The sequence below is a fragment of the Bacillus sp. FSL M7-1345 genome (assembly GCF_038006985.1).
GTDB classification, from domain to species: domain Bacteria; phylum Bacillota; class Bacilli; order Bacillales; family Bacillaceae_G; genus Bacillus_A; species Bacillus_A cereus_U.
Genome location: NZ_JBBOWG010000001.1, coordinates 313,688 through 333,341, shown reverse-complemented (window position 1 = coordinate 333,341; position 19,654 = coordinate 313,688). Strand labels below are relative to the sequence as shown.

Genomic DNA, 19,654 nt, shown 5'->3' with positions numbered 1-19,654 from the left:
TAACTGGGTTTTTATTCAATCATTTACTTCGATACTCGTAATATTCGACATTCGAAACAAAGGGGATAAAATGATGAGAATTATTTTGTATACAGGTAAAGGCGGCGTAGGAAAAACTAGCATTTCAGCAGCAACAGCACTTCAAAGTGCAAAACAAGGATTAAAAACATTAGTAATGAGCACAGATCCTGCTCATAGTTTAGGAGATTCATTTGGTATAAAGCTATCTTCTGAACCATTAGAAATTCGCGAAAACTTATGGGCACAAGAGATTAATACGATTTATGAAATGGAAAAAGGCTGGGGGAAATTGCAGAAATATATTACACTACTCTTCACTTCCAAAGCAGCCGATGATATTACAACAGAAGAATTAACGATGTTCCCTGGTATGGAAGATTTAATTAGCTTACTTCGAGTACTCGATTACTATAAACACAACACTTACGACGTCATCATTATTGATTGCGCACCGACTGGAGAAACTTTAGCAATGCTCAGCTTTCCAGACATGCTCGGCTGGTGGATGGAAAAACTCTTTCCTATTAAAAGAAAAATTTTAAAAGTCGTTCGTCCTGTAGCTCAACCACTCCTTGGTGTCCCCCTTCCAACCGATGATATTATGGACGAATTAACAAATACACTTGAACAGCTTGGAGAAATGAGAGATATTTTATCAAACCGAGAGGTAACCAGCATTCGCGTTGTTGTAAATCCTGAAAAAATGGTCATTAAAGAAGCTCAGCGCAGCTTTACGTATTTAAACTTATACGATTATAACGTTGATGCCATTATGATTAACCGCATTATCCCTAACACTGTCACCGATCCTTATTTTCAGGCATGGAAAGATACACAAAAGAAATATAAAACATTAATTCAAGATAGTTTTCAGCCACTTCCTATTTACGAAGCTCCGATGTTTGAACAAGAAGTTGTTGGTTTGTCTATGTTAGAACGTGTAGGAGACGCTTTATTTAAATCTGACTCTTCTCCTACGGAAGTGAAATTTAACGGGCGCACACAATATGTAAAAAAAGATGGCGATGAGTATATTTTCGTTCTCTCCATTCCCTTCTCAAACAAAAATGAACTTTCATTAAATCAAAAAGGTGATGAGCTTATTATTCGAGCTGGTTCTGCGAAGCGAAATATCACATTGCCAAAAACATTAACGCACCTTTCTATTCAAGGAGCTAAGTTTGAAGATGATGTACTAAACATTCGGTTTGGAGGTGTAGTACATGCATGATGAACTACTAAGAAAGGTAATTCGTACAAAAATAAAAGTCGGTATGCGTATATTAGAAGAGTTACCGAATCCGATTCAGCAATCAGCTAAGCAAGCACTAAATATTTTACAAGAGGAGCTCTCCTCTTATGCGGAAGAACAACCGCAACCTGAGAGTAATTTAAAAAGCATCATAATTGAATAACTATACCCTTGTAGAAAGCCTTTTCTTATAGGCTTTCTATCCCTTTATTGGAGCTGATGTAAATTGATTAAAACATCTTCTGCAAGACATGTTACTACTCGTACAATCTGGCTAACCCCCTTTTTATTTTTCATTCATAACCTTGAAGAAGCTTTCCAGATGCCACAATATCTTGCTAATCAATTTTCAATTCATCTTATAACTAGCCAACAATTTTTCATTGCAATTTCCATATTAACAACCTTTGTCTTAATCATAGTCTTTCTATATCAATTAATCATCATATCTTCTATTTACTGGATCATTTTTATACAGGGCTGTATCTTTTTTAACGCCGTTCAGCATATTATCTTGTATTTCATTTATCGTTCTTATAATCCAGGTGTAATATCAGCAGCTTCCATTGTTCTGTTTTCCATTTTCTTCTTTTCATCAGAAAAATGCTTAATCAATAAAAGGAATTTAGCAATTACACTCATTTTCAGTTTACTCTCTTACCCAATCATAATTTGGATTACCTTATTATTAGCTAACTGTTTTAAATAAAAAAAGACCAGGAAAACTCCTGGTCCATCACTCTACTTAACAAACATTGGATTCTATGTTATACAAAATTGGAAGGTACAGAATTAGGGTTTTGTTTGTTAAGTAGATTATATGTTGAACGAGCTAACAGCGGAGGGGTTCCTACTGTTAGTCATTAAACCCAATAATTATTTTACGATTTTTTCAAGCTCATCAAGTGAAAGATCTACTGAAATTGAACCACCATTTGTTTCTTTCTTAACTGCATCTGTTACTTCTTTTGAATGGTATAATTCAATTACTTTTTTCAGTGTTGGATCATCTTTGTCTTTCGTACGAGCTGCGAAAATATTAATATAGGCCTTTGCATTTTCATTCTTTGGATCTTCTAAGAAAATAGGATCCTTTGCTGGATCTAATCCAGCTTGACCAGCAACACCGTTATTAATAGCTGAAGCCGCTACATCTTTTAACACACGAGGTGTTTGCTGTGCGATAACCGGTGTAATCTTTAGCTTCTTCGGATTTTCAGCAATGCCGCTTGGATCTCCAAATAGACCGAAATCTTTCTTAAGCTTTAATAATCCAGCTGCATCAAGAAGTTTTAATGCACGCGCTTGGTTCGTTGGATCATTTGGAATAGCAATTTCTGAACCATCTGGGATTTCATTTGCTTTCTTATATTTTTCAGAGTATAAGCCCATCGGTGCAATTTGCGTTGTACCAACAGCTGTAATATCTAACTTATGCTCCTTTTTAAATTGCTCTAAGAAAGCAATGTGCTGGAATGAGTTTAGTTCAATATCTCCATCAGCTAACGCTTTGTTGGGCGTTGTGTAATCAGAGAACTCAACCAGTTTAATTTTGATCCCTTCTTTTTCAGCTTTTTTCTTTAAGATTTCCCAAGCGTCTCCATCTGTTCCAGTTACACCTACGCGAACTACTTTCTCTTTCGCTCCTGCACCTGTGTCTCCACCTGAGCAGCCGCTTAAGGCTGTAATTCCTACAATCGCTGATAATGCAAATGCTAAAATTTTTTTCATTTTCTTTTCCCCTCTTCCTTTTTATGATCTGCGTAAAAAGACTTTCGCAAAGTAGTTTCCTAAATTTTGAGCTACCTGTACAAGAATAATAAGTAAAACGACCGTTACGAACATAACTGACGTATCAAAGCGTTGATAACCATATGTCATTGCTAAGTCACCAAGACCGCCACCACCGACAAGCCCAGCAACTGCAGAAAATTCAATTAAACCAACTGTCATAAACGTGACACCTAAGATTAATGGTGCTAAAGCTTCTGGCACGAGGATTTCAAAAACAATTCTAAGTGGTGAAGCGCCCATTGCTTGTGCTGCTTCAATTACCCCTTTCGGAACAGAAACAAGATTTGTTTCAACCATTCTAGCAATACCAATTGATGCAACTAACGTCATTGGGAAGATTGCTGCTGCCGTTCCAATCGTCGTTCCGATAACACTTCTTGTTATCGGACTTAGAGCTACTAAAAAGATAATGAATGGAACCGGACGAATTGTATTAATTACGATATTAAGAATAGAAAAGACCCATTTATTTTCTAAAAAGTTTCCTTTCCTCGTTACGTATAAAAGTAAACCTAGAGGTATACCAAGAATTGTAGCGAATATAAGGGTTACAATTACCATTAAGAGGGTATCCCCTGTCGCATCTAATATGCGAGGCCAAAATATACTCCAATCAACTCGCATGAGCTTCTACCTCCTTCAGCTGCACTTGCAGTCTTAGATGTTGTAATGCTTTTTGAATTTCCTTCTGTTCACCTTGTAGCTCTACAAGAAGATTTCCAAATAGCACATTTTGGAGTTCAATAATATTTCCGTAAAGAACATTTACATCGACGTTATAGTTTTTCGCAATATATGATAGTACAGGCTGCCCTGTCTCTTCCCCAGTAAAAGTCAGGCGATAAATCTGACCTCCGTTTTGAATTTTCGCTAGAACACTTTCTGGTAAGTGATCATTAATAACAGAGCGTACAAAATTTTGAGTTGTCTTTGTTTTTGGTTGTGTGAAAACATCAAACAGTTTTCCTTCTTCAATTACTTTTCCTTTTTCCATAACAGCTACACGGTGACAAATTTCTTTCACAACGTGCATTTCATGTGTAATAAGTAGAATCGTTAAATTGTACTCTCTATTTACTTTCTTTAATAAATTTAAAATTTCTGTTGTTGTTTCCGGATCTAAAGCCGATGTTGCCTCATCACATATGAGAATATCTGGTGATGTCGCAAGCGCTCTTGCAATCCCAACACGTTGCTTTTGCCCACCTGATAACTGTTCTGGATAATAGTTCGCTTTATCTTCTAAACCAACAAATTTTAGTAGTTCATTCACTCTTTCTTTGATCTCATTCTTCGGCAATTTCGCTAGCCTTAATGGATAAGCAATGTTCCCAAACACTGTTCTTGAATTAAATAGATTAAAACTTTGGAAAATCATTCCAATCCCTTGTCTTAGTTTCCGTAATTCTTTCGCCGATAATGATGTAATTTCTTTATCATCTATTGAAATTGTTCCTGCAGTTGGTCTTTCTAACATATTTACTAAGCGTAATAACGTACTCTTTCCAGCACCACTAAATCCGATAATGCCAAAAATTTCGCCCTTTTCAACTGACAGCGTTACATCCTCAACCGCATGAACAGATTGTCCACCTGATTCATATACTTTACTTACATTATTAAAAGAAATCATTTTCTTCCCTCCTATATGCTGTAAAACTTGAAGTAGAGCTTTCGAGGTAAAATAAAAAGTGCTCTCCTTCTTATCACTTGTAAAAGATAAGAAGGAGAGCACTTTTATGTACTCGTTCACATCTTCTCATCTTCCAAGCCTACTTTAAGCTTGCTGGAATTAGCACGGTATTAAAAAACCCGTTGCTGAGGTATCGTAGGGCCAGTCCCTCCACCTCTCTGGATAAGAGTGTATCGATTTAATTGTCATTTAATTAATTCTCATTATAGAACTCAGAATAATAAGAGTCAATACATTTTTCAGAAAAAATAATTATTCCTCTATTAAAATTTTCAAATAAAAAATCACAATACAATAGTAATTTTTATAGTTATGTAAAATCCTCCTCACTCATACTTTTAAAGAGGAGAATCTTCTCTACTAATTGAATAACAGTATTTCAATATGAATTCGGAGGAAGATAAATATATGAAAACAGCTCTTTTGCTCGTCGATATTCAAAATGATTATTTTCCAAATGGCAAGATGGAATTACGTAATCCAGTAGAAGCAAGTGAATATGCTGATCAGCTACTACAACATTTTAGAATTAGAAACGAACCTATTTTTCATATCCAACATGTAGCTATAAAAGATAGCGCTACTTTTTTCCTACCCAATACAGAAGGTGTCCATATTCACGAAAATGTCCGTCCACTTAGAGAGGAATCCGTTATCCTTAAACATTATCCAAATAGCTTCCGAGAAACTGATCTTCTAGAACGATTACAACGTTCAGGAATTGAGCACGTCGTAATCTGCGGGATGATGACCCATATGTGTATTGATGCTACGGTAAGGGCTGCTTTTGATTTTGGCCTTCACTGTACCGTGATACACGATGCTTGTGCTACAAAAGATCTTTCATTTAAGAATGCTACTATACCAGCTGTTTATATTCATAATACAATTTTGGCGAGTTTAAATGGAGTATACGCTAATATAATGAGTACAGAAGAGTTTTTAGCGGCCTAAAAAAAAACACTCCTTTCAGTGAGCAAAACCGAAAGGAGTGTTCTCTTGTCAAACCATAGATTTTCTTTCAAATTGTATTATACAGGAAATCCTCAAAATGAATACTAAAAAATATGACTAATAAGTCAATTTTTCTCGTTGTTTTGTTTCTATTTTCATGTTTATCCCGATATTAATAGGGTTTAGCTAGTTCCAAAGAATAAATAGTAATATTTAGTAATTATTTCTCGATTCAAATTAACTAGCTTCTATTATAAAGATTTTCTCAAAAAGAAGAGATCTTCACAGTATGTGAAGATCTCTTCTACTATTTCTTATAAAGTTTCAGAAGTAGTTTTTGCTTGCATGTGAAGTGCTAAGTAGTCAGGGCCACCAGCTTTAGAGTCTGTACCAGACATGTTAAAGCCACCGAATGGTTGGTAACCTACGATTGCACCAGTACATCCACGGTTGAAGTATAAGTTACCAACGTGGAAGTCTTCGCGTGCTTTTTCAATATGGTCACGGTTGTTAGTAACAACTGCTCCTGTTAAACCGTATTCTGTATTGTTTGCAATTGCAAGTGCATGATCAAAGTCTTTTGCTTTACAGAATGCTACTACTGGTCCGAAGATTTCTTCTTTCATTAAACGAGCATCTTCTGCAACGTCAGCAACGATTGTTGGTTGGATGAACCAGCCTTTAGAATCGTCTCCTTCGCCACCTGATACGATTTTACCTTCTTCTTTACCAATTGCAACATAGCTCATTACTTTATCGAATGCAGCTTGGTCATTAACAGGTCCCATGTTGATATCTTTTGCATCTGGGTTACCTACTGTTAATTCTTTTGTTAATTCAACAGCACGATTTAATACATGATCGTATACATCTTCATGGATTACTGCGCGAGAACATGCAGAACATTTTTGTCCTGAGAATCCGAATGCTGATGCAACGATAGATTTAGCTGCTAATTCAAGATCTGCCTCTTTATCAACAACGATTGTATCTTTACCGCCCATTTCAGCGATAACACGTTTTAACCAAATTTGTCCTGGATTTACTTTTGCTGCACGTTCGTAAATACGAATACCTACATCGCGAGATCCAGTGAAGCTAACGAAACGTGTACGAGGGTGATCTACTAAGTAGTCACCAACTTCAGAACCATTACCTGGAACGAAGTTTACTACGCCAGCTGGTAAACCAGCTTCTTCTAATACTTCCATAAATTTCGCTGCTACTACAGGAGTTGTACTAGCTGGTTTTAGTAATACTGTGTTACCAGAAACTAAAGCAGCTGTTGTCATACCTGCCATAATTGCGAATGGGAAGTTCCAAGGAGAAATGATAACACCTACTCCTAATGGAATGTAAGAGAAACGATTATATTCAATTGGACGGCTTTCTACTGGCATACCGTCTTTTAATTTCAACATTTGACGAGCATAATATTCCATAAAGTCGATTGCTTCTGCTGTATCAGCATCTGCCTCATTCCATGGTTTACCTGCTTCTTTTACAAGAATAGCAGAGAACTCATGTTTTCTACGACGAACGATTGCTGCAGCACGGAATAAAATGTCTGCACGCATTTCTGGTTTTGACTTTCTCCAAGTTTGGAATGTTGCATCCGCTACTTGCATTGCTTTTTCAGCTAATTCACGGCTTGCTTTTGAAACGCGACCAACAAGTTCCTCTTTATTTGCAGGGTTTACAGAAACAATTTTGTCTTCTGTAGTGATTTTTTCTCCCCCGATAATTAATGGATAGTCTTGTCCAAGATAAGATTCTACTTTCTTTAAACCCTCTTCAAACGCTAATTTGTTAGCCTCTACTGAAAAATCTGTAAATGGCTCATGTTTGTATGCTACTACCATCTTTTTAGCCTCCCCTTAGAAAAACGTTTACATTTTACAACATTATTCTACACGATAATTTAGATTTATTCAAATATTCCTAGACTTATATTTTAAAAATTAATAAATTTTTAAAATATAATAAAAAAAAGAGATTCATACATACGTATGAATCTACAAAATATGAGTATATTCCAAAACATTTTTCCCGATTAATAAAATAGTAACTAATAAAAATAAAGTCCTTACATATCCAACACCTTTTTGAACCGCAAACTTCGATCCAAAATAAGCACCTAAAATCATTGATAACCCCATAATAATACCGTATTCAAAATGAATCACATCTAAAAATAAAAAAGTAATTAAAGATACGATATTACTAACGAAGTTCAAAAGTTTTCCAGATGCTGCCGCTTGAATAAAATCCAAACCAATTAATAAAAATGCAAAAATTAAAAAGGATCCTGTCCCCGGTCCAAAAAAACCATCATAAAACCCTATCATTAAAATAACTAAGAAAAATATTAATGTTTTTCCTTTTGTCATCTTTTTATAGGTAGATGCACTTCCCCAATCTTTTTTTGCAATAATAAAAATAGCAATAAAAATCAACATTACGAGTACTAGTGGACGCAAAATATCAGGCGGAATAAACTTTACTACTAAAGCACCTGCGACTGCTCCAATAATAGTTAACGGGATTAACTTTCCTACAATCCGAAAATCCACCTTGCCTGATCGAATAAAATAAATTGTACTCGTAAGCGTCCCCATCGTTGCTGCCAATTTATTCGTTGCGATTGCCGAAGCTGGTGATAAACCAACAAACATAAGTGCAGGAAGCGAAATTAACCCTCCCCCTCCAACAACCGAATCAATAAAAGCAGCTAAAAACCCGAATGCAATTAATAAAATAATGATTTGAAAGCTTAGTTCTTCCATGACTTTGCCCCTTACCCCTTTATTTGTAACCTTTAAAATTATAACAAAATTTTTCAAGAAAAAAAGCTGTTCCTTTACGGAACAGCTCTCATCTTTTAATCTAAAATTTTCACAAACGGTTCATCTTGCTTCGCTTCACGTATAATAATAGCTTCTGGCCGCTCTACAGATTTAATCGTTACTTGTACTTTCATATAATTCGGGAAGTATTCCATAACAAGTCCAGCTACATATTGTGTAAATCCAATTACTTCAGCTTTTCCATTGAATTGGACAGGAATATCGAGCTTCATTTCTTTTAATTCATCATCTCTATACATTCCAGTACCGATAACAGCTGTATAATCACCTTGGAAATACTCACTTAACTTCGCTTTAAAGTTTGACACCCTTGCAAGGTCTTCACGTTTATTATCCGCTTTTGCTTGTTCAGACGGGAACAAATAATATTTCTCATTGATTGGTTTCCAATCCTCAACCGTTTCACTACCTTTTTCTACCTTAGCATAAGAAACAAAATTCCCTGGCACAAGTGAAGACTTTGGACCTTGACGATAAATTGCAAATGTTATCGGAACATTTTTTGTCGCAGCGTCTTTTTGATGCATGACTTTCAAGATTTCTTGTGCCATTCTTTTCCCTTCAGCTAACATTTTTTCATCTGGGATTGCAGCTTCACGTGGATACCCATGCTCTTCCTCATAATATTGAATAGAATTCATCGCTAATCCAATTACAATGCCATCAGGTTCAACATCGTTCCCACCTTTTTGTACGTAGTAATCATGCTCTAAAATATTTGAGATATACATTGGATTTTTTTTATTTTTCACTTCTAGTGACTCCGAACCTTCACTTAAGGCTGGATTCAGTCCGATATTCGGAAATTTAACTGCATCTTTTTTCAACTTATCCTCTAGCTCTTTTTGTTCAGCATCTGTACGCTTTCTTTTTACAAGCATTTGTATAGTTTGAGCATCTAGAACCTTTCCGCCTCTAAAGAAATAATCTTTCGTACTAAATGATTCTTTGGCAATGCGCATTAGTCCTGTTTCAAATTCATCTATATCTAGACGACTATTTAAACCTTGTACAACTAAACCACGTGCCTTACCTGGATCAAATGGAACCGTTGTCTTATAATATTCATCCGAAATGGAGTATTTCGGGACAACTGCTTGTTCTTTCGCTTTCCCTGATTTCTCAACTGCTTTTTCATCTTTATTGGAACCCATACTACACCCACTTACAAGTAGGCTAAGACTTAATACCGCTAACGCTATTTTTTTCATCGTAAGTTTGCACCTCTTACTTATTCAGCTCTTGTAAGAACCTCTCTTCATTCCAAACTTCAACATTGTGCTTCTCTGCTTGCGCTAATTTCGAACCAGCAGCTTCACCAGCAACAACTAAATCCGTACTTTTACTAACACTTCCTGTTACTTTTCCACCTAATGCCTCAATCTTCTTCTTTGCTTCACTGCGTCCCATAACTTCTAATTTCCCTGTTAAGACGACAGTTTTTCCTGCAAAGTACGATTCAACATTTTGTAGATCAGCAACTTTTATACCTTTGTATGCCATGTTCACGCCATACTCTTTAAATTGTTGTAATAGCTCTAATACGTCTTCATTATCGAAATACGTTACAACGGATTGAGCCATTTTTTCACCAATCTCGTTAATTGTTTTTAGTTCTTCTTCCGTTGCTTTCACAAGCTCATCCATCGTTTCAAAATGCTCAGCAAATGTACGTGCGGCTTTCGCACCGACGTGGCGAATACCAAGACCGAATAATAATCGCTCTAATGAGTTTTCCTTCGAATTCTCAATTGCTTGTACTAGATTTGTCGCTGATTTTTCACCGAAACGTTCTAGTTGTAATAATTGCTCTTTCGTCAATGAATATAAATCAGCAAACGTACGAATATAATCCGCATCAAAGAGTTGTGTAATTACACGTTCTCCAAGTCCATCAATATTCATTGCATTTCTTGAAACGAAATGGATTAATCCTTCACGAATTTGAGCTGGACAAGTCGGATTTATACATCGAAGTGCTACTTCTTCTTCTAAACGAACAAGTTCACTCTCACATGCTGGACAATGCGTTGGCATATGATATTCTTCTTCCTCACCAGTACGCTTATCAAAAATAACGTTCACAACTTCAGGAATGATATCTCCAGCCTTTTTCACAACAACGTAGTCACCAATTCGAATATCCTTTTCACGAATTAAATCTTCGTTATGTAAAGAAGCACGACGAACAATAGTACCAGCCACTCTAACTGGCTCGAGCTCCGCAGTTGGTGTTACAACCCCTGTGCGGCCGACACTTAATTCAATCCCTGTTAATCTCGTCACAACTTCTTCAGCTGGGAATTTATAAGCTATTGCCCATCTTGGACTCTTTGCTGTAGTTCCTAAGCTTTCTTGAATAGCAACATCATCTACTTTTATAACGATTCCGTCAATCTCATAATCAAGATGCGGACGTTTTTCTTGCCACTCTGCTACATAGGCTATTACGTCTTCAATTGTTTCACATGTACGACGATTTGGATTCGTCTTAAATCCAAGCTTACCTAAGAAATCCAGCGATTCACTGTGGGATGGAATTGTTTTTTCTTCTACATTAGCAAGACCATACACAAACATAGATAAGTTACGCTTCGCTGCAATTTTCGGATCAAGTTGGCGTATCGATCCTGCTGCCGCATTACGCGGATTCGCAAATACATCTTCACCATTTTGCTCTTTTTCCTCATTTAATTTAACGAATGAACGCTTCGGCATATAAGCCTCGCCTCGCGCTTCTAACGTTACTTCTTCATTTAATCGAAGTGGAATTGCTTTAATCGTTTTCAAGTTCTGGGTAATATCTTCACCCGTTACACCATCACCACGTGTTGCACCTTGAATAAAGCGTCCTTTTTCATAATGAAGTGAAACAGCAAGTCCGTCAATTTTTAATTCGCATATATATCTTACATTCGTATCATCAATTCCTTGACGTACTCTTCGGTCAAAATCACGCAAATCTCCTTCATTAAATGCGTTACCTAAACTTAACATCGGTGATTTATGCGTTACCTTTTCAAATATATCAAGTACAGCTCCCCCAACTCGAATAGAGGGGGAGTCTTCCGTTACAAATTCAGGGTTCTCTGCTTCTAATTTCATAAGCTCCTGCATATCACGGTCATATTCCGCATCAGAAACAGAAGGATTGTCTAATACGTGATATTGATAGTTAAATGTATTTAACAAATCACGCAGTTCTTCTATACGTTTTTTTGTTATCTCTTTTGACATATCCTCAGTCCTTTCCTATTGTTTCGTCACAGGTGCAAATTTTGCTAATAAACGTTTAACACCAATTGGGCTTGGGAACGCAATATCTAATTCCTTTGCATCACCTTCACCTTTCACACTTACAACTGTACCGACTCCCCATTTTTGGTGGGAAGCTTTATCGCCTACTGCCCATCCAATTTGCTCGCCACCTGTCGTCTTAACAGCCGGACGCACGAAAGCTGAGCGAGAACGTGTTGTCGTTGCGCTTGTCGTTCTTCCTTTTGCACCAAACGAAGTTTCACGCTTCGGCGCTGTTTCATTTAATGGTTCTACTAGTTCTGCCGGGATTTCTGTAATAAATCGGGATGCTGCATTCATACTTGTTCTACCAAATAAAGTACGCATTTGCGCATTGGATAAATATAATTCTTCCTCTGCACGAGTAATACCTACATAGGCAAGACGACGCTCTTCTTGCATTTCATCCTCTTCCATAAGAGAACGAGTATGCGGGAATATCCCTTCCTCTAAGCCAACAATAAAGACAACTGGGAACTCTAACCCTTTTGCTGAGTGCATCGTCATTAAAATAACTTCTTCACCAGCAGTTGGATCTTCATCTACACGATCAATATCAGCAACAAGAGCTAAGTCTGTTAAGAATGCAACAAGGCTCTTATCTTCGCTTTGAGATTCAAATGTTTGTGTAACAGATAAAAACTCGTCTAAGTTTTCTAAACGACCTTCTGCTTCTAAAGAACGCTCATTTTTCAGCATATCGCGATAGCCTGTCTTTTCAATAACTTCTTCTACTAATTCTGTAACAGATAAATACTCTTGCATATTTACCCAGTTGTGTAATAAACTTGCGAATTCTTTTACTGCTTTTGTTATTTTTGCACTTACACCAACATGCTCAATCTCATCAAATACAGCAGTTAATGAGATTCCGTTTTGCACACCATAATTAATAATTTTATCGATAGAAGTCGCACCAATCCCGCGCTTTGGCATGTTAATAATACGCGCGAAACTAATCTCATCATCTGGATTCCCAATTAAACGTAAGTACGCCAAAATGTCTTTAATCTCTTTACGATCATAGAACTTAGTACCGCCGACAATTTTGTAAGGGATATTAGATTTTAGGAAAATCTCCTCAATCATACGAGACTGGGCATTTGTACGATATAACACTGCAAAATCAGTATATTTTCGGTTCCCCATTTGAATATCGTCACGAATTTTTTTCGCAACAAAATACGCTTCGTCCTTTTCGGTTGCAGCACGATAATACGAGATTTTGCTTCCAATTTGATTGTCTGTCCATAATTTCTTCGGTTTACGGTTTGAATTTTTTTCAATTACAGCATTAGCTGCATTTAAAATATTTTGTGATGAACGATAGTTTTGTTCTAACAGAATAACTTGTGCATTCTCATAGTCTTTTTCGAATGACAAAATGTTAGAAATGTCAGCCCCGCGCCAGCGGTAAATAGACTGATCCGAATCACCAACAACACAAAGGTTTTTAAAACGTGATGCCAAATGTTTAACAAGAAGGTACTGGGCTTTGTTCGTATCTTGATACTCATCAACGTGAATATATTGGAACTTACGCTGATAGAACTCTAGTACTTCTGGAACACGTTCAAATAGCTGAATCGTCGTCATAATTAAATCATCAAAATCTAATGAGTTATTTTTCAAAAGACGTTTTTGATATTCTGTATATACATCGCTCGTTAATTTTTCATATGGATCAGCCATTGTAATTTTTTTTGCATATTTATCTGCAGATAACAGTTCATTTTTCGCATTACTAATACCCGCTAAAATAGAGCGCGGCTCAAACTTCTTCGGGTCAATATTGCGCTCCTTCATAATTTTCTTTACTACAGTTAACTGATCACCTGCATCTAAAATCGTGAAGTTACGATTAATCCCAATGCGGTCAATATCACGTCGTAAAATACGTACACACATAGAGTGGAACGTAGAAATCCAAATATCTTCTGCCTCTGGTCCAACAAGTTTATCAATACGCTCACGCATTTCACGAGCAGCTTTATTTGTAAATGTAATTGCTAGTACATTCCATGGCGCCACACCTTTTTCACCAAGTAAATACGCAATACGGTGTGTTAACACACGTGTTTTCCCACTACCTGCGCCTGCCATTAATAGAAGTGGTCCATTTGTTGTTTGTACTGCTTTTTGTTGCTGCGGATTTAAACCATTTAATAACCTATCTGTCGTACTCATATGCGCCTGCACCTACTCTCCTTTTACTGCTTTAACTGTTTTTAACGCAGCTTTTATATCATCATAAATAACATTTCCAACAACTACTGTATCAGCATACTGTGCCATTTCTTTCGCTTGTTCTGCATTAGAAATACCACCGCCATAATATAGCTTAGCTTGCTTCAATTCTGCTTTTACATTTTTAACAAGTTCAATATCTCCATACGTCCCGCTATATTCTAAATAGAATATAGGCAAATGTAATAACTTGTCTGCTAAACGTGCATATGCAATAACATCATCTTCTGTTAAATCACATTTTGCATCTGTAAGCTGGGCTACTTTCGCTTCTGGATTTAAAACACAATACCCTTCCATGAAAATCTCGTCCCAGTCCATAATATCCCCAAATTCTTTCAATGCCTCATGATGAACACCTGTTACCCATTCTACTTTTCGGCTATTTAAAACACTTGGGATGTAATAAAAATCAAATCCCGGTGTAATTGCTTCCAAATCAGAAACCTCTAACACACAAGGAACTGCATATCTACGAATGCTAACTAGCATGTGTAATACGTTATCAATTGTAACTCCATCACTTCCGCCTACAATAACAGCATCCGTTCCAGATTCACAAATCATTTCTAAATGTTCGTCACTTAACTCCTTATTTGGATCAAGCTTAAATACATGTTTCCATTTGGAAATATCGTACATGAAAACACCCTTTCTTTTCTCTAGTTATATCTATATTTCTGTTCAAAATAACAGTTAATTTTTATCAGGAGTTTTTAAATTCCTTGCTATATCTTTACCGGGCTGGCGTATGCAACGATGAAATGCGACAGCTATCTTTACCGGACTTTTTGAACTTCCTTTTACGCATTCTTTCATTATAACAAAAAAAGCTACCTACACACACGCCCAATCCAACATCTTTTTCAACGTCAAATGTTGGATTACATATCAAAAAGCTTATACGGAATACTAACAAATGAAATAGTATTTCTATTTCGAAGTTCATCAAAAAGGAGTGTTTTTCTAATGAAGCAAAACATCGGCACAATTAGTGCTCTAATTCGAATTACACTCGGACTTATCCTCTTCGGTTGTAGTACAGCTAAACTCGTACGTAAACCTTGGTGCACTTGGTCTAAAGTTTTGCTATGGATTGGTGCCATGAAAATTGCGGAGGGAATCGTTCGTTTCTGCCCTATTGTTGAAGCCTGTAAGTTTGGAAAATATATGAATATGAGCGCATTTAAAATGCCTAGCATGAACTTTACTGAAAAAGGCCATAATAAAGAGGAAGTTAAGCAAGCTTCCAGTCATGACAAACCAAAGTCAAATGGAAGTTATGACACTTCTGACAAAGAGATTGAGTCAGCGATTGAAGAATTAATCCTGGCAAAACCGCTTTGAATCATTTGTCACGATGCAAGATGCTCTCAAAGAGACTTAGCTGCTGCAGTGGGCGGCTAAGTCTTCTTTATTTTATCACAAAACAGAACGTATATTCTTATCTTTTTGGAGTTTTATCCCTAAAACGTACATAAATCAATCAATAAGATTCAGAAAATTAGGTATAAAAACCTTGCATGTAATGATATAAAAGTGATATCATTTTTATATCAGGAGGCGATCATATGAAAGAAAAACAAGTATTTTATGTTAATGGATTTCTCGGCGTTATTGGAATTTTAGTTTTAGCCGCTATCGGTGTATTTTGCCTGGTACAAGAAATGTTTGTAATAGCTATTTTAGCTCTCATATTAGCATCTGTTTTAGCTACAGGTATCGGTATCGTTCAACCGAATCAAGCGAAAGTTATTACGTTCTTCGGTAGTTATTTAGGAACAATTCGTCAAAATGGTTTATTTTTAACAATTCCATTCGCGTTTCGTCAAACTGTATCTTTACGTGTTGAAAACTTTAACAGTAAGAAATTAAAAGTAAACGATGTTGAGGGCAATCCAATTGAAATTGCAGCTGTTATCGTATATAAAGTTGTTGATTCTGCAAAAGCAATGTTTGGTGTTGAGCATTACGATCGATTCGTAGAAATTCAAAGTGAAACAGCAATTCGCCACGTTGCTACAAAATATCCTTATGATAATTTCCAAGATGAAACTTGTATCACGTTACGAGGAAATACTGAAGAAATCTCTGAAGAATTAAAGCGTGAGTTAGAAGCACGCCTTGAAATCGCTGGCGTAGAAGTATTAGAAACTCGTTTAACACATTTAGCTTACGCAACAGAAATTGCCCATGCAATGCTCCAACGTCAACAAGCAAAAGCAGTTTTAGCTGCTAGAAAAGAGATTGTTGAAGGTGCTGTGAAGATGGCGAAAGATTCAATCCATATGTTAGATGAAGAAGGCGTACTGGAACTCGATGACGAGCGTAAAGCAAATATGGTGAACAATTTATTAGTTGCCATCGTTTCAGATAAAGGTGCGCAACCAGTTATTAATACAGGAAGCCTATACTAAAGGTTGTAAGTGATTATGGCCAAAAAGAAAAGCTTTCCATTACGTATTGATCCTGAATTACACGCAGTCATCGAAAAATGGGCGAATGATGAGTTTCGTAGCGTCAATGCACACATCGAGTATTTACTTCGAGAAATGGCAAAGCAAAAAGGGAAATTAAAAAAAGATAAAGATGCATAAAAATCCCGCTGAGAAATCAGCGGGATTTTTTATACATTAGCTTCTCGTCATCTCATGACCAATTGCACGATATCCTATATCACTTCGGTAAAATAAACCATCACTCTCAATTTTACCGATTTCTTTATAGACCTTATCTTTCGCTTCTTGTAAACTATTCGCCTTACAAGCAACAAATAATACACGGCCACCGTTTGTTACAAAGTCACCATGTTTCATCGCTGTACCCGCATGGAAAACAATCACATCTTGCAGTGCATCTAATCCGTTAATAATTTCACCTTTTTTATATGCTTCTGGATATCCTTTCGAAGCAAGTACGACACCAATAACTGCTTCCTTTGACCATTGTAACGTTAATTCACTTTCATCTAATACAGCGTTACATACATCAACTAAATCATTTTCTAAGCGTGGTAATACAACTTCCGTTTCAGGATCACCAAAGCGTGCATTGAACTCAATTACCTTTGGACCATCATTCGTTAAAATAAGCCCCGCATATAAAATTCCTGTAAACGAACGATTTTCTTGGATCATCGCTTTAGCAGTTGGATGTAATACTGTTTGAATCGCTTCTTGAACCGCTGACTCCGGAATTTGTGGTACTGGAGAATATGCGCCCATTCCGCCTGTATTAGGACCTTTATCGCCGTCAAAAGCTCGTTTATGATCTTGAGCAATTACCATCGGATGTACAATTGTTCCATTTACAAATGCCATTAATGAAAATTCTTGTCCATCTAAAAACTCTTCAATAACGACCTTCTTGCTTGCTGCGCCGAATTTCACATCTTGTAGCATTTCTTTCACAGCTTGCAATGCCTCTTCAAGCGTCATTGCTACCGTTACACCTTTACCAGCAGCTAACCCATCTGCCTTAATTACGATCGGTGCACCAACTTTTTGAATGTACTTTACTGCCTCTTCATAGTCTGTAAAAGTTTCATATGCCGCAGTTGGAATATCATACTTTTTCATCAATTCTTTTGTAAAAGCTTTACTACCTTCAATAACAGCAGCCGCTTTATTAGGCCCAAATACACGAAGTCCCTCTTCCTTAAAACGATCAACGATTCCATTCATAAGTGGAATTTCTGGTCCAACGAAAGTTAAGCCTACATTATTCTCTTTTGCAAATAAGACTAGTGCATCAAAATCATTCTCATCAATATCAACTGGTGTTGCAACATCTCGCATACCTTCATTACCTGGCGCTACATATACTTTTTCTACCTTTTCAGATTGTGCAAACTTCCAAGCTAAAGCATGCTCACGTCCACCACGGCCGATTACTAAAACATTCATATTTCATCCCCCAATAATTAAATAAGTACAAACTAGAAGCTATGCTCCTAGTTTGTTATTTCTAAAATTACTCTATTAATGTTTAAAATGACGTACGCCAGTGAACACCATCGTAATCCCATACGCATCTGCCATTTTAATAGAATCTTCATCACGAATCGATCCGCCTGGTTGAATGATCGCTGTAATTCCAGCTTTTGCTGCTTCTTCTACTGTATCTGGCATTGGGAAGAAAGCATCAGATGCAAGTGCGCTACCTTGTGCTTTTTCGCCAGCTTGTGTGATTGCAATCTTCGCAGAGCCTACACGATTCATTTGTCCAGCACCAACACCAATTGTCATATCATCTTTCGCTAAAACAATTGCATTTGATTTCACATGCTTTACAACTTTCCAAGCTAGTTTTAAATCTTTCCATTCTTGCTCTGATGGTTCACGTTTCGTTGGAATTGAAATTGCGTCCTCATCTAATGATAACGTATCTTCCTCTTGAACAAGAAGACCACCTTGTACAGAAGTTAGTTTTTTACTTGCACTTGTCGCTTTTTCAATATTTACAGTTAGTAAGCGTAAGTTCTTCTTGCTTTGCAACACTTCTAAAGCTTCTTGCGAGAACGAAGGAGCGATAACAATTTCTAAGAAAATTTCGTGTAACTTTTCTGCTGTAGCTTTATCAATTTCACGATTTGCTGCAATAATACCGCCGAAGATTGATACTGGATCCGCTTCATAAGCACGTGTGTATGCTTCATGAATATCCGTGCCTACCCCAACGCCACATGGATTCATATGTTTTACCGCTACTACTGCCGGTTCTGTAAATTCTTTCACGATGCTAAGTGCTGCATCCGCATCGTTGATATTGTTATAAGATAATTCTTTACCGTGTAATTGTTCTGCGTATGCAACAGAAGAAGTTGCTGCGAATGGTGCTTTATAGAATGTCGCTTTTTGATGTGGATTTTCGCCATAGCGTAAATCTTGTTTTTTCTCAAATGTCACCGTTACTGTTTCAGGGCTTTCTTCGCCCATTTGCTCTGTTAAATAGTTAGAAATTAACGCATCATATGCCGCTGTATGACGGAATACTTTCGCTGCTAATTTACGTTTCGTTTCCTCTGTTACTTCACCGTTCTCTTTCAGTTCTGCTAATACAACATCATAATCGACCGGATCTACAATTACAGATACAAATTTATGATTTTTCGCAGCAGAGCGAATCATTGTTGGGCCACCGATATCAATATTTTCAATTGCATCAGCAAATGTTACATCAGGCTTAGCGATTGTTTCTTTAAATGGGTATAAGTTAACAACAACAAAGTCAATTGGTTGAATACCTAATTCATTCATTTGCGCTACATGCGTTTCATTATCACGAACTGCTAATAGACCACCATGAATATTTGGATGTAATGTTTTTACACGGCCATCCATAATTTCTGGGAAACCAGTTACTTCAGAAATACCAATTACTTGCAAGCCGTTTTCTTCTAATAATTTTTTCGTACCACCTGTTGAAATAACTTCAATCCCTTGTTCAAGTAAACCTTTAACAAATTCTACTACTCCTGTTTTATCTGAAACACTTACTAATGCACGCTTTTTCATTTATCCTTCACCC

The 19,654-nt window shown here is 36.7% G+C and carries 18 protein-coding genes and 1 riboswitch; of the genes, 7 read left to right on the top strand and 11 right to left on the bottom strand.

The window, feature by feature from the left end; genetic code table 11:
- Window positions 1-70 precede the first annotated feature (70 nt).
- The 3 genes from MHB76_RS01800 (at window position 71) to MHB76_RS01790 (ending at window position 1,982) form a co-directional block, all read left to right on the top strand.
- Entirely contained in the window at window positions 71-1,252 is a 1,182-nt protein-coding gene (locus MHB76_RS01800; protein WP_002159484.1) for an ArsA family ATPase, read from the top strand.
- The gene (locus MHB76_RS01795) at window positions 1,245-1,436 is read left to right on the top strand and encodes a DUF3926 domain-containing protein (RefSeq protein WP_078173552.1); all 192 of its coding nucleotides are present in this window, start codon (window positions 1,245-1,247) and stop codon (window positions 1,434-1,436) included. The genes MHB76_RS01800 and MHB76_RS01795 overlap by 8 nt, the downstream gene beginning before the upstream one ends.
- 63 nt (window positions 1,437-1,499) lie before the next feature.
- Window positions 1,500-1,982: an HXXEE domain-containing protein gene (locus tag MHB76_RS01790; protein WP_078173553.1), complete on the top strand. Its 483-nt coding sequence runs from the start codon at window positions 1,500-1,502 to the stop codon at window positions 1,980-1,982.
- 167 nt (window positions 1,983-2,149) lie between these two features.
- On the opposite strand, the gene MHB76_RS01785 is transcribed toward MHB76_RS01790, so the two are convergent.
- Genes MHB76_RS01785 through MHB76_RS01775 form a run of 3 tightly spaced genes read right to left on the bottom strand, consistent with a single transcriptional unit; the run spans window position 2,150 to window position 4,700 of the window.
- Window positions 2,150-3,004 carry a MetQ/NlpA family ABC transporter substrate-binding protein gene (locus MHB76_RS01785; protein WP_078173554.1) on the bottom strand — a complete coding sequence of 285 codons (855 nt, stop codon included), beginning with the start codon at window positions 3,002-3,004 and terminating at the stop codon, window positions 2,150-2,152.
- Window positions 3,005-3,025: 21 nt separating this feature from the next.
- Window positions 3,026-3,691: a methionine ABC transporter permease gene (locus MHB76_RS01780; protein ID WP_002159487.1), complete on the bottom strand. Its 666-nt coding sequence runs from the start codon at window positions 3,689-3,691 to the stop codon at window positions 3,026-3,028.
- The gene (locus tag MHB76_RS01775) at window positions 3,681-4,700 is read right to left on the bottom strand and encodes a methionine ABC transporter ATP-binding protein (protein ID WP_078173556.1); all 1,020 of its coding nucleotides are present in this window, start codon (window positions 4,698-4,700) and stop codon (window positions 3,681-3,683) included. The genes MHB76_RS01780 and MHB76_RS01775 overlap by 11 nt, the downstream gene beginning before the upstream one ends.
- A 123-nt stretch (window positions 4,701-4,823) precedes the next feature.
- A riboswitch (SAM riboswitch) is annotated at window positions 4,824-4,929 on the bottom strand.
- A 239-nt stretch (window positions 4,930-5,168) separates the two neighbouring features.
- Between MHB76_RS01775 and MHB76_RS01770 the strand changes: the two genes are divergently transcribed.
- Window positions 5,169-5,714: a cysteine hydrolase family protein gene (locus MHB76_RS01770; RefSeq protein WP_078173567.1), complete on the top strand. Its 546-nt coding sequence runs from the start codon at window positions 5,169-5,171 to the stop codon at window positions 5,712-5,714.
- A 314-nt stretch (window positions 5,715-6,028) separates the two neighbouring features.
- Here the strand turns inward: MHB76_RS01770 and pruA are convergent, their stop codons facing one another.
- The 6 genes from pruA to MHB76_RS01740 form a co-directional block, all read right to left on the bottom strand.
- Entirely contained in the window at window positions 6,029-7,576 is a 1,548-nt protein-coding gene (gene pruA, locus MHB76_RS01765; RefSeq protein WP_002159489.1) for an L-glutamate gamma-semialdehyde dehydrogenase, read from the bottom strand.
- Window positions 7,577-7,729: 153 nt separating this feature from the next.
- Complete coding sequence (locus MHB76_RS01760) at window positions 7,730-8,500, bottom strand: TSUP family transporter (RefSeq protein WP_078173557.1); 771 nt, start codon at window positions 8,498-8,500, stop codon at window positions 7,730-7,732.
- 95 nt (window positions 8,501-8,595) lie between these two features.
- The gene (locus tag MHB76_RS01755; protein ID WP_002159491.1) at window positions 8,596-9,792 is read right to left on the bottom strand and encodes a CamS family sex pheromone protein; all 1,197 of its coding nucleotides are present in this window, start codon (window positions 9,790-9,792) and stop codon (window positions 8,596-8,598) included.
- Between the two features lie 16 nt (window positions 9,793-9,808).
- Complete coding sequence (ligA, locus tag MHB76_RS01750) at window positions 9,809-11,818, bottom strand: NAD-dependent DNA ligase LigA (protein WP_078173558.1); 2,010 nt, start codon at window positions 11,816-11,818, stop codon at window positions 9,809-9,811.
- A gap of 15 nt (window positions 11,819-11,833) precedes the next feature.
- Window positions 11,834-14,065 (bottom strand): DNA helicase PcrA, encoded by a 2,232-nt coding sequence (gene pcrA / locus MHB76_RS01745; protein ID WP_002113486.1) that lies wholly within the window; start codon window positions 14,063-14,065, stop codon window positions 11,834-11,836.
- A 12-nt stretch (window positions 14,066-14,077) separates the two neighbouring features.
- Window positions 14,078-14,767: a heptaprenylglyceryl phosphate synthase gene (locus MHB76_RS01740; RefSeq protein ID WP_002113485.1), complete on the bottom strand. Its 690-nt coding sequence runs from the start codon at window positions 14,765-14,767 to the stop codon at window positions 14,078-14,080.
- Window positions 14,768-15,094: 327 nt separating this feature from the next.
- On the opposite strand from MHB76_RS01740, the gene MHB76_RS01735 reads away from it, so the two are divergent.
- The 3 genes from MHB76_RS01735 (at window position 15,095) to MHB76_RS01725 (ending at window position 16,722) form a co-directional block, all read left to right on the top strand.
- Window positions 15,095-15,472, top strand: a complete 378-nt coding sequence (locus MHB76_RS01735) for a YgaP family membrane protein (protein ID WP_002159494.1) — start codon at window positions 15,095-15,097, stop codon at window positions 15,470-15,472.
- Between the two features lie 224 nt (window positions 15,473-15,696).
- On the top strand, window positions 15,697-16,542 hold the full coding sequence (locus tag MHB76_RS01730; protein ID WP_002063557.1) for an SPFH domain-containing protein: 846 nt from the start codon (window positions 15,697-15,699) through the stop codon (window positions 16,540-16,542).
- Between the two features lie 15 nt (window positions 16,543-16,557).
- The gene (locus MHB76_RS01725; RefSeq protein WP_001085171.1) at window positions 16,558-16,722 is read left to right on the top strand and encodes a toxin-antitoxin system HicB family antitoxin; all 165 of its coding nucleotides are present in this window, start codon (window positions 16,558-16,560) and stop codon (window positions 16,720-16,722) included.
- Between the two features lie 36 nt (window positions 16,723-16,758).
- Here the strand turns inward: MHB76_RS01725 and purD are convergent, their stop codons facing one another.
- Window positions 16,759-18,030: a phosphoribosylamine--glycine ligase gene (purD, locus tag MHB76_RS01720; protein ID WP_078173560.1), complete on the bottom strand. Its 1,272-nt coding sequence runs from the start codon at window positions 18,028-18,030 to the stop codon at window positions 16,759-16,761.
- Window positions 18,031-18,105: 75 nt separating this feature from the next.
- Entirely contained in the window at window positions 18,106-19,641 is a 1,536-nt protein-coding gene (purH, locus tag MHB76_RS01715) for a bifunctional phosphoribosylaminoimidazolecarboxamide formyltransferase/IMP cyclohydrolase (protein WP_002159497.1), read from the bottom strand.
- Window positions 19,642-19,654: the final 13 nt, after the last annotated feature.

Excerpts from the sequence above, each read along its gene's own strand:
- MHB76_RS01775 (WP_078173556.1), bottom strand. The coding sequence starts at position 4,700 with ATGATTTCTTTTAATAATGTAAGTAAAGTATATGAATCAGGTGGACAA.
- MHB76_RS01770 (WP_078173567.1), top strand. The coding sequence starts at position 5,169 with ATGAAAACAGCTCTTTTGCTCGTCGATATTCAAAATGATTATTTTCCA.
- MHB76_RS01760 (WP_078173557.1), bottom strand. The coding sequence starts at position 8,500 with ATGGAAGAACTAAGCTTTCAAATCATTATTTTATTAATTGCATTCGGG.
- purH (WP_002159497.1), bottom strand. The coding sequence starts at position 19,641 with ATGAAAAAGCGTGCATTAGTAAGTGTTTCAGATAAAACAGGAGTAGTA.
- MHB76_RS01795 (WP_078173552.1), top strand. The coding sequence starts at position 1,245 with ATGCATGATGAACTACTAAGAAAGGTAATTCGTACAAAAATAAAAGTC.
- MHB76_RS01740 (WP_002113485.1), bottom strand. The coding sequence starts at position 14,767 with ATGTACGATATTTCCAAATGGAAACATGTATTTAAGCTTGATCCAAAT.
- MHB76_RS01800 (WP_002159484.1), top strand. The coding sequence starts at position 71 with ATGATGAGAATTATTTTGTATACAGGTAAAGGCGGCGTAGGAAAAACT.
- pruA (WP_002159489.1), bottom strand. The coding sequence starts at position 7,576 with ATGGTAGTAGCATACAAACATGAGCCATTTACAGATTTTTCAGTAGAG.
- MHB76_RS01735 (WP_002159494.1), top strand. The coding sequence starts at position 15,095 with ATGAAGCAAAACATCGGCACAATTAGTGCTCTAATTCGAATTACACTC.
- purD (WP_078173560.1), bottom strand. The coding sequence starts at position 18,030 with ATGAATGTTTTAGTAATCGGCCGTGGTGGACGTGAGCATGCTTTAGCT.
- MHB76_RS01730 (WP_002063557.1), top strand. The coding sequence starts at position 15,697 with ATGAAAGAAAAACAAGTATTTTATGTTAATGGATTTCTCGGCGTTATT.
- MHB76_RS01785 (WP_078173554.1), bottom strand. The coding sequence starts at position 3,004 with ATGAAAAAAATTTTAGCATTTGCATTATCAGCGATTGTAGGAATTACA.
- MHB76_RS01725 (WP_001085171.1), top strand. The coding sequence starts at position 16,558 with ATGGCCAAAAAGAAAAGCTTTCCATTACGTATTGATCCTGAATTACAC.
- MHB76_RS01780 (WP_002159487.1), bottom strand. The coding sequence starts at position 3,691 with ATGCGAGTTGATTGGAGTATATTTTGGCCTCGCATATTAGATGCGACA.
- pcrA (WP_002113486.1), bottom strand. The coding sequence starts at position 14,065 with ATGAGTACGACAGATAGGTTATTAAATGGTTTAAATCCGCAGCAACAA.
- MHB76_RS01755 (WP_002159491.1), bottom strand. The coding sequence starts at position 9,792 with ATGAAAAAAATAGCGTTAGCGGTATTAAGTCTTAGCCTACTTGTAAGT.
- ligA (WP_078173558.1), bottom strand. The coding sequence starts at position 11,818 with ATGTCAAAAGAGATAACAAAAAAACGTATAGAAGAACTGCGTGATTTG.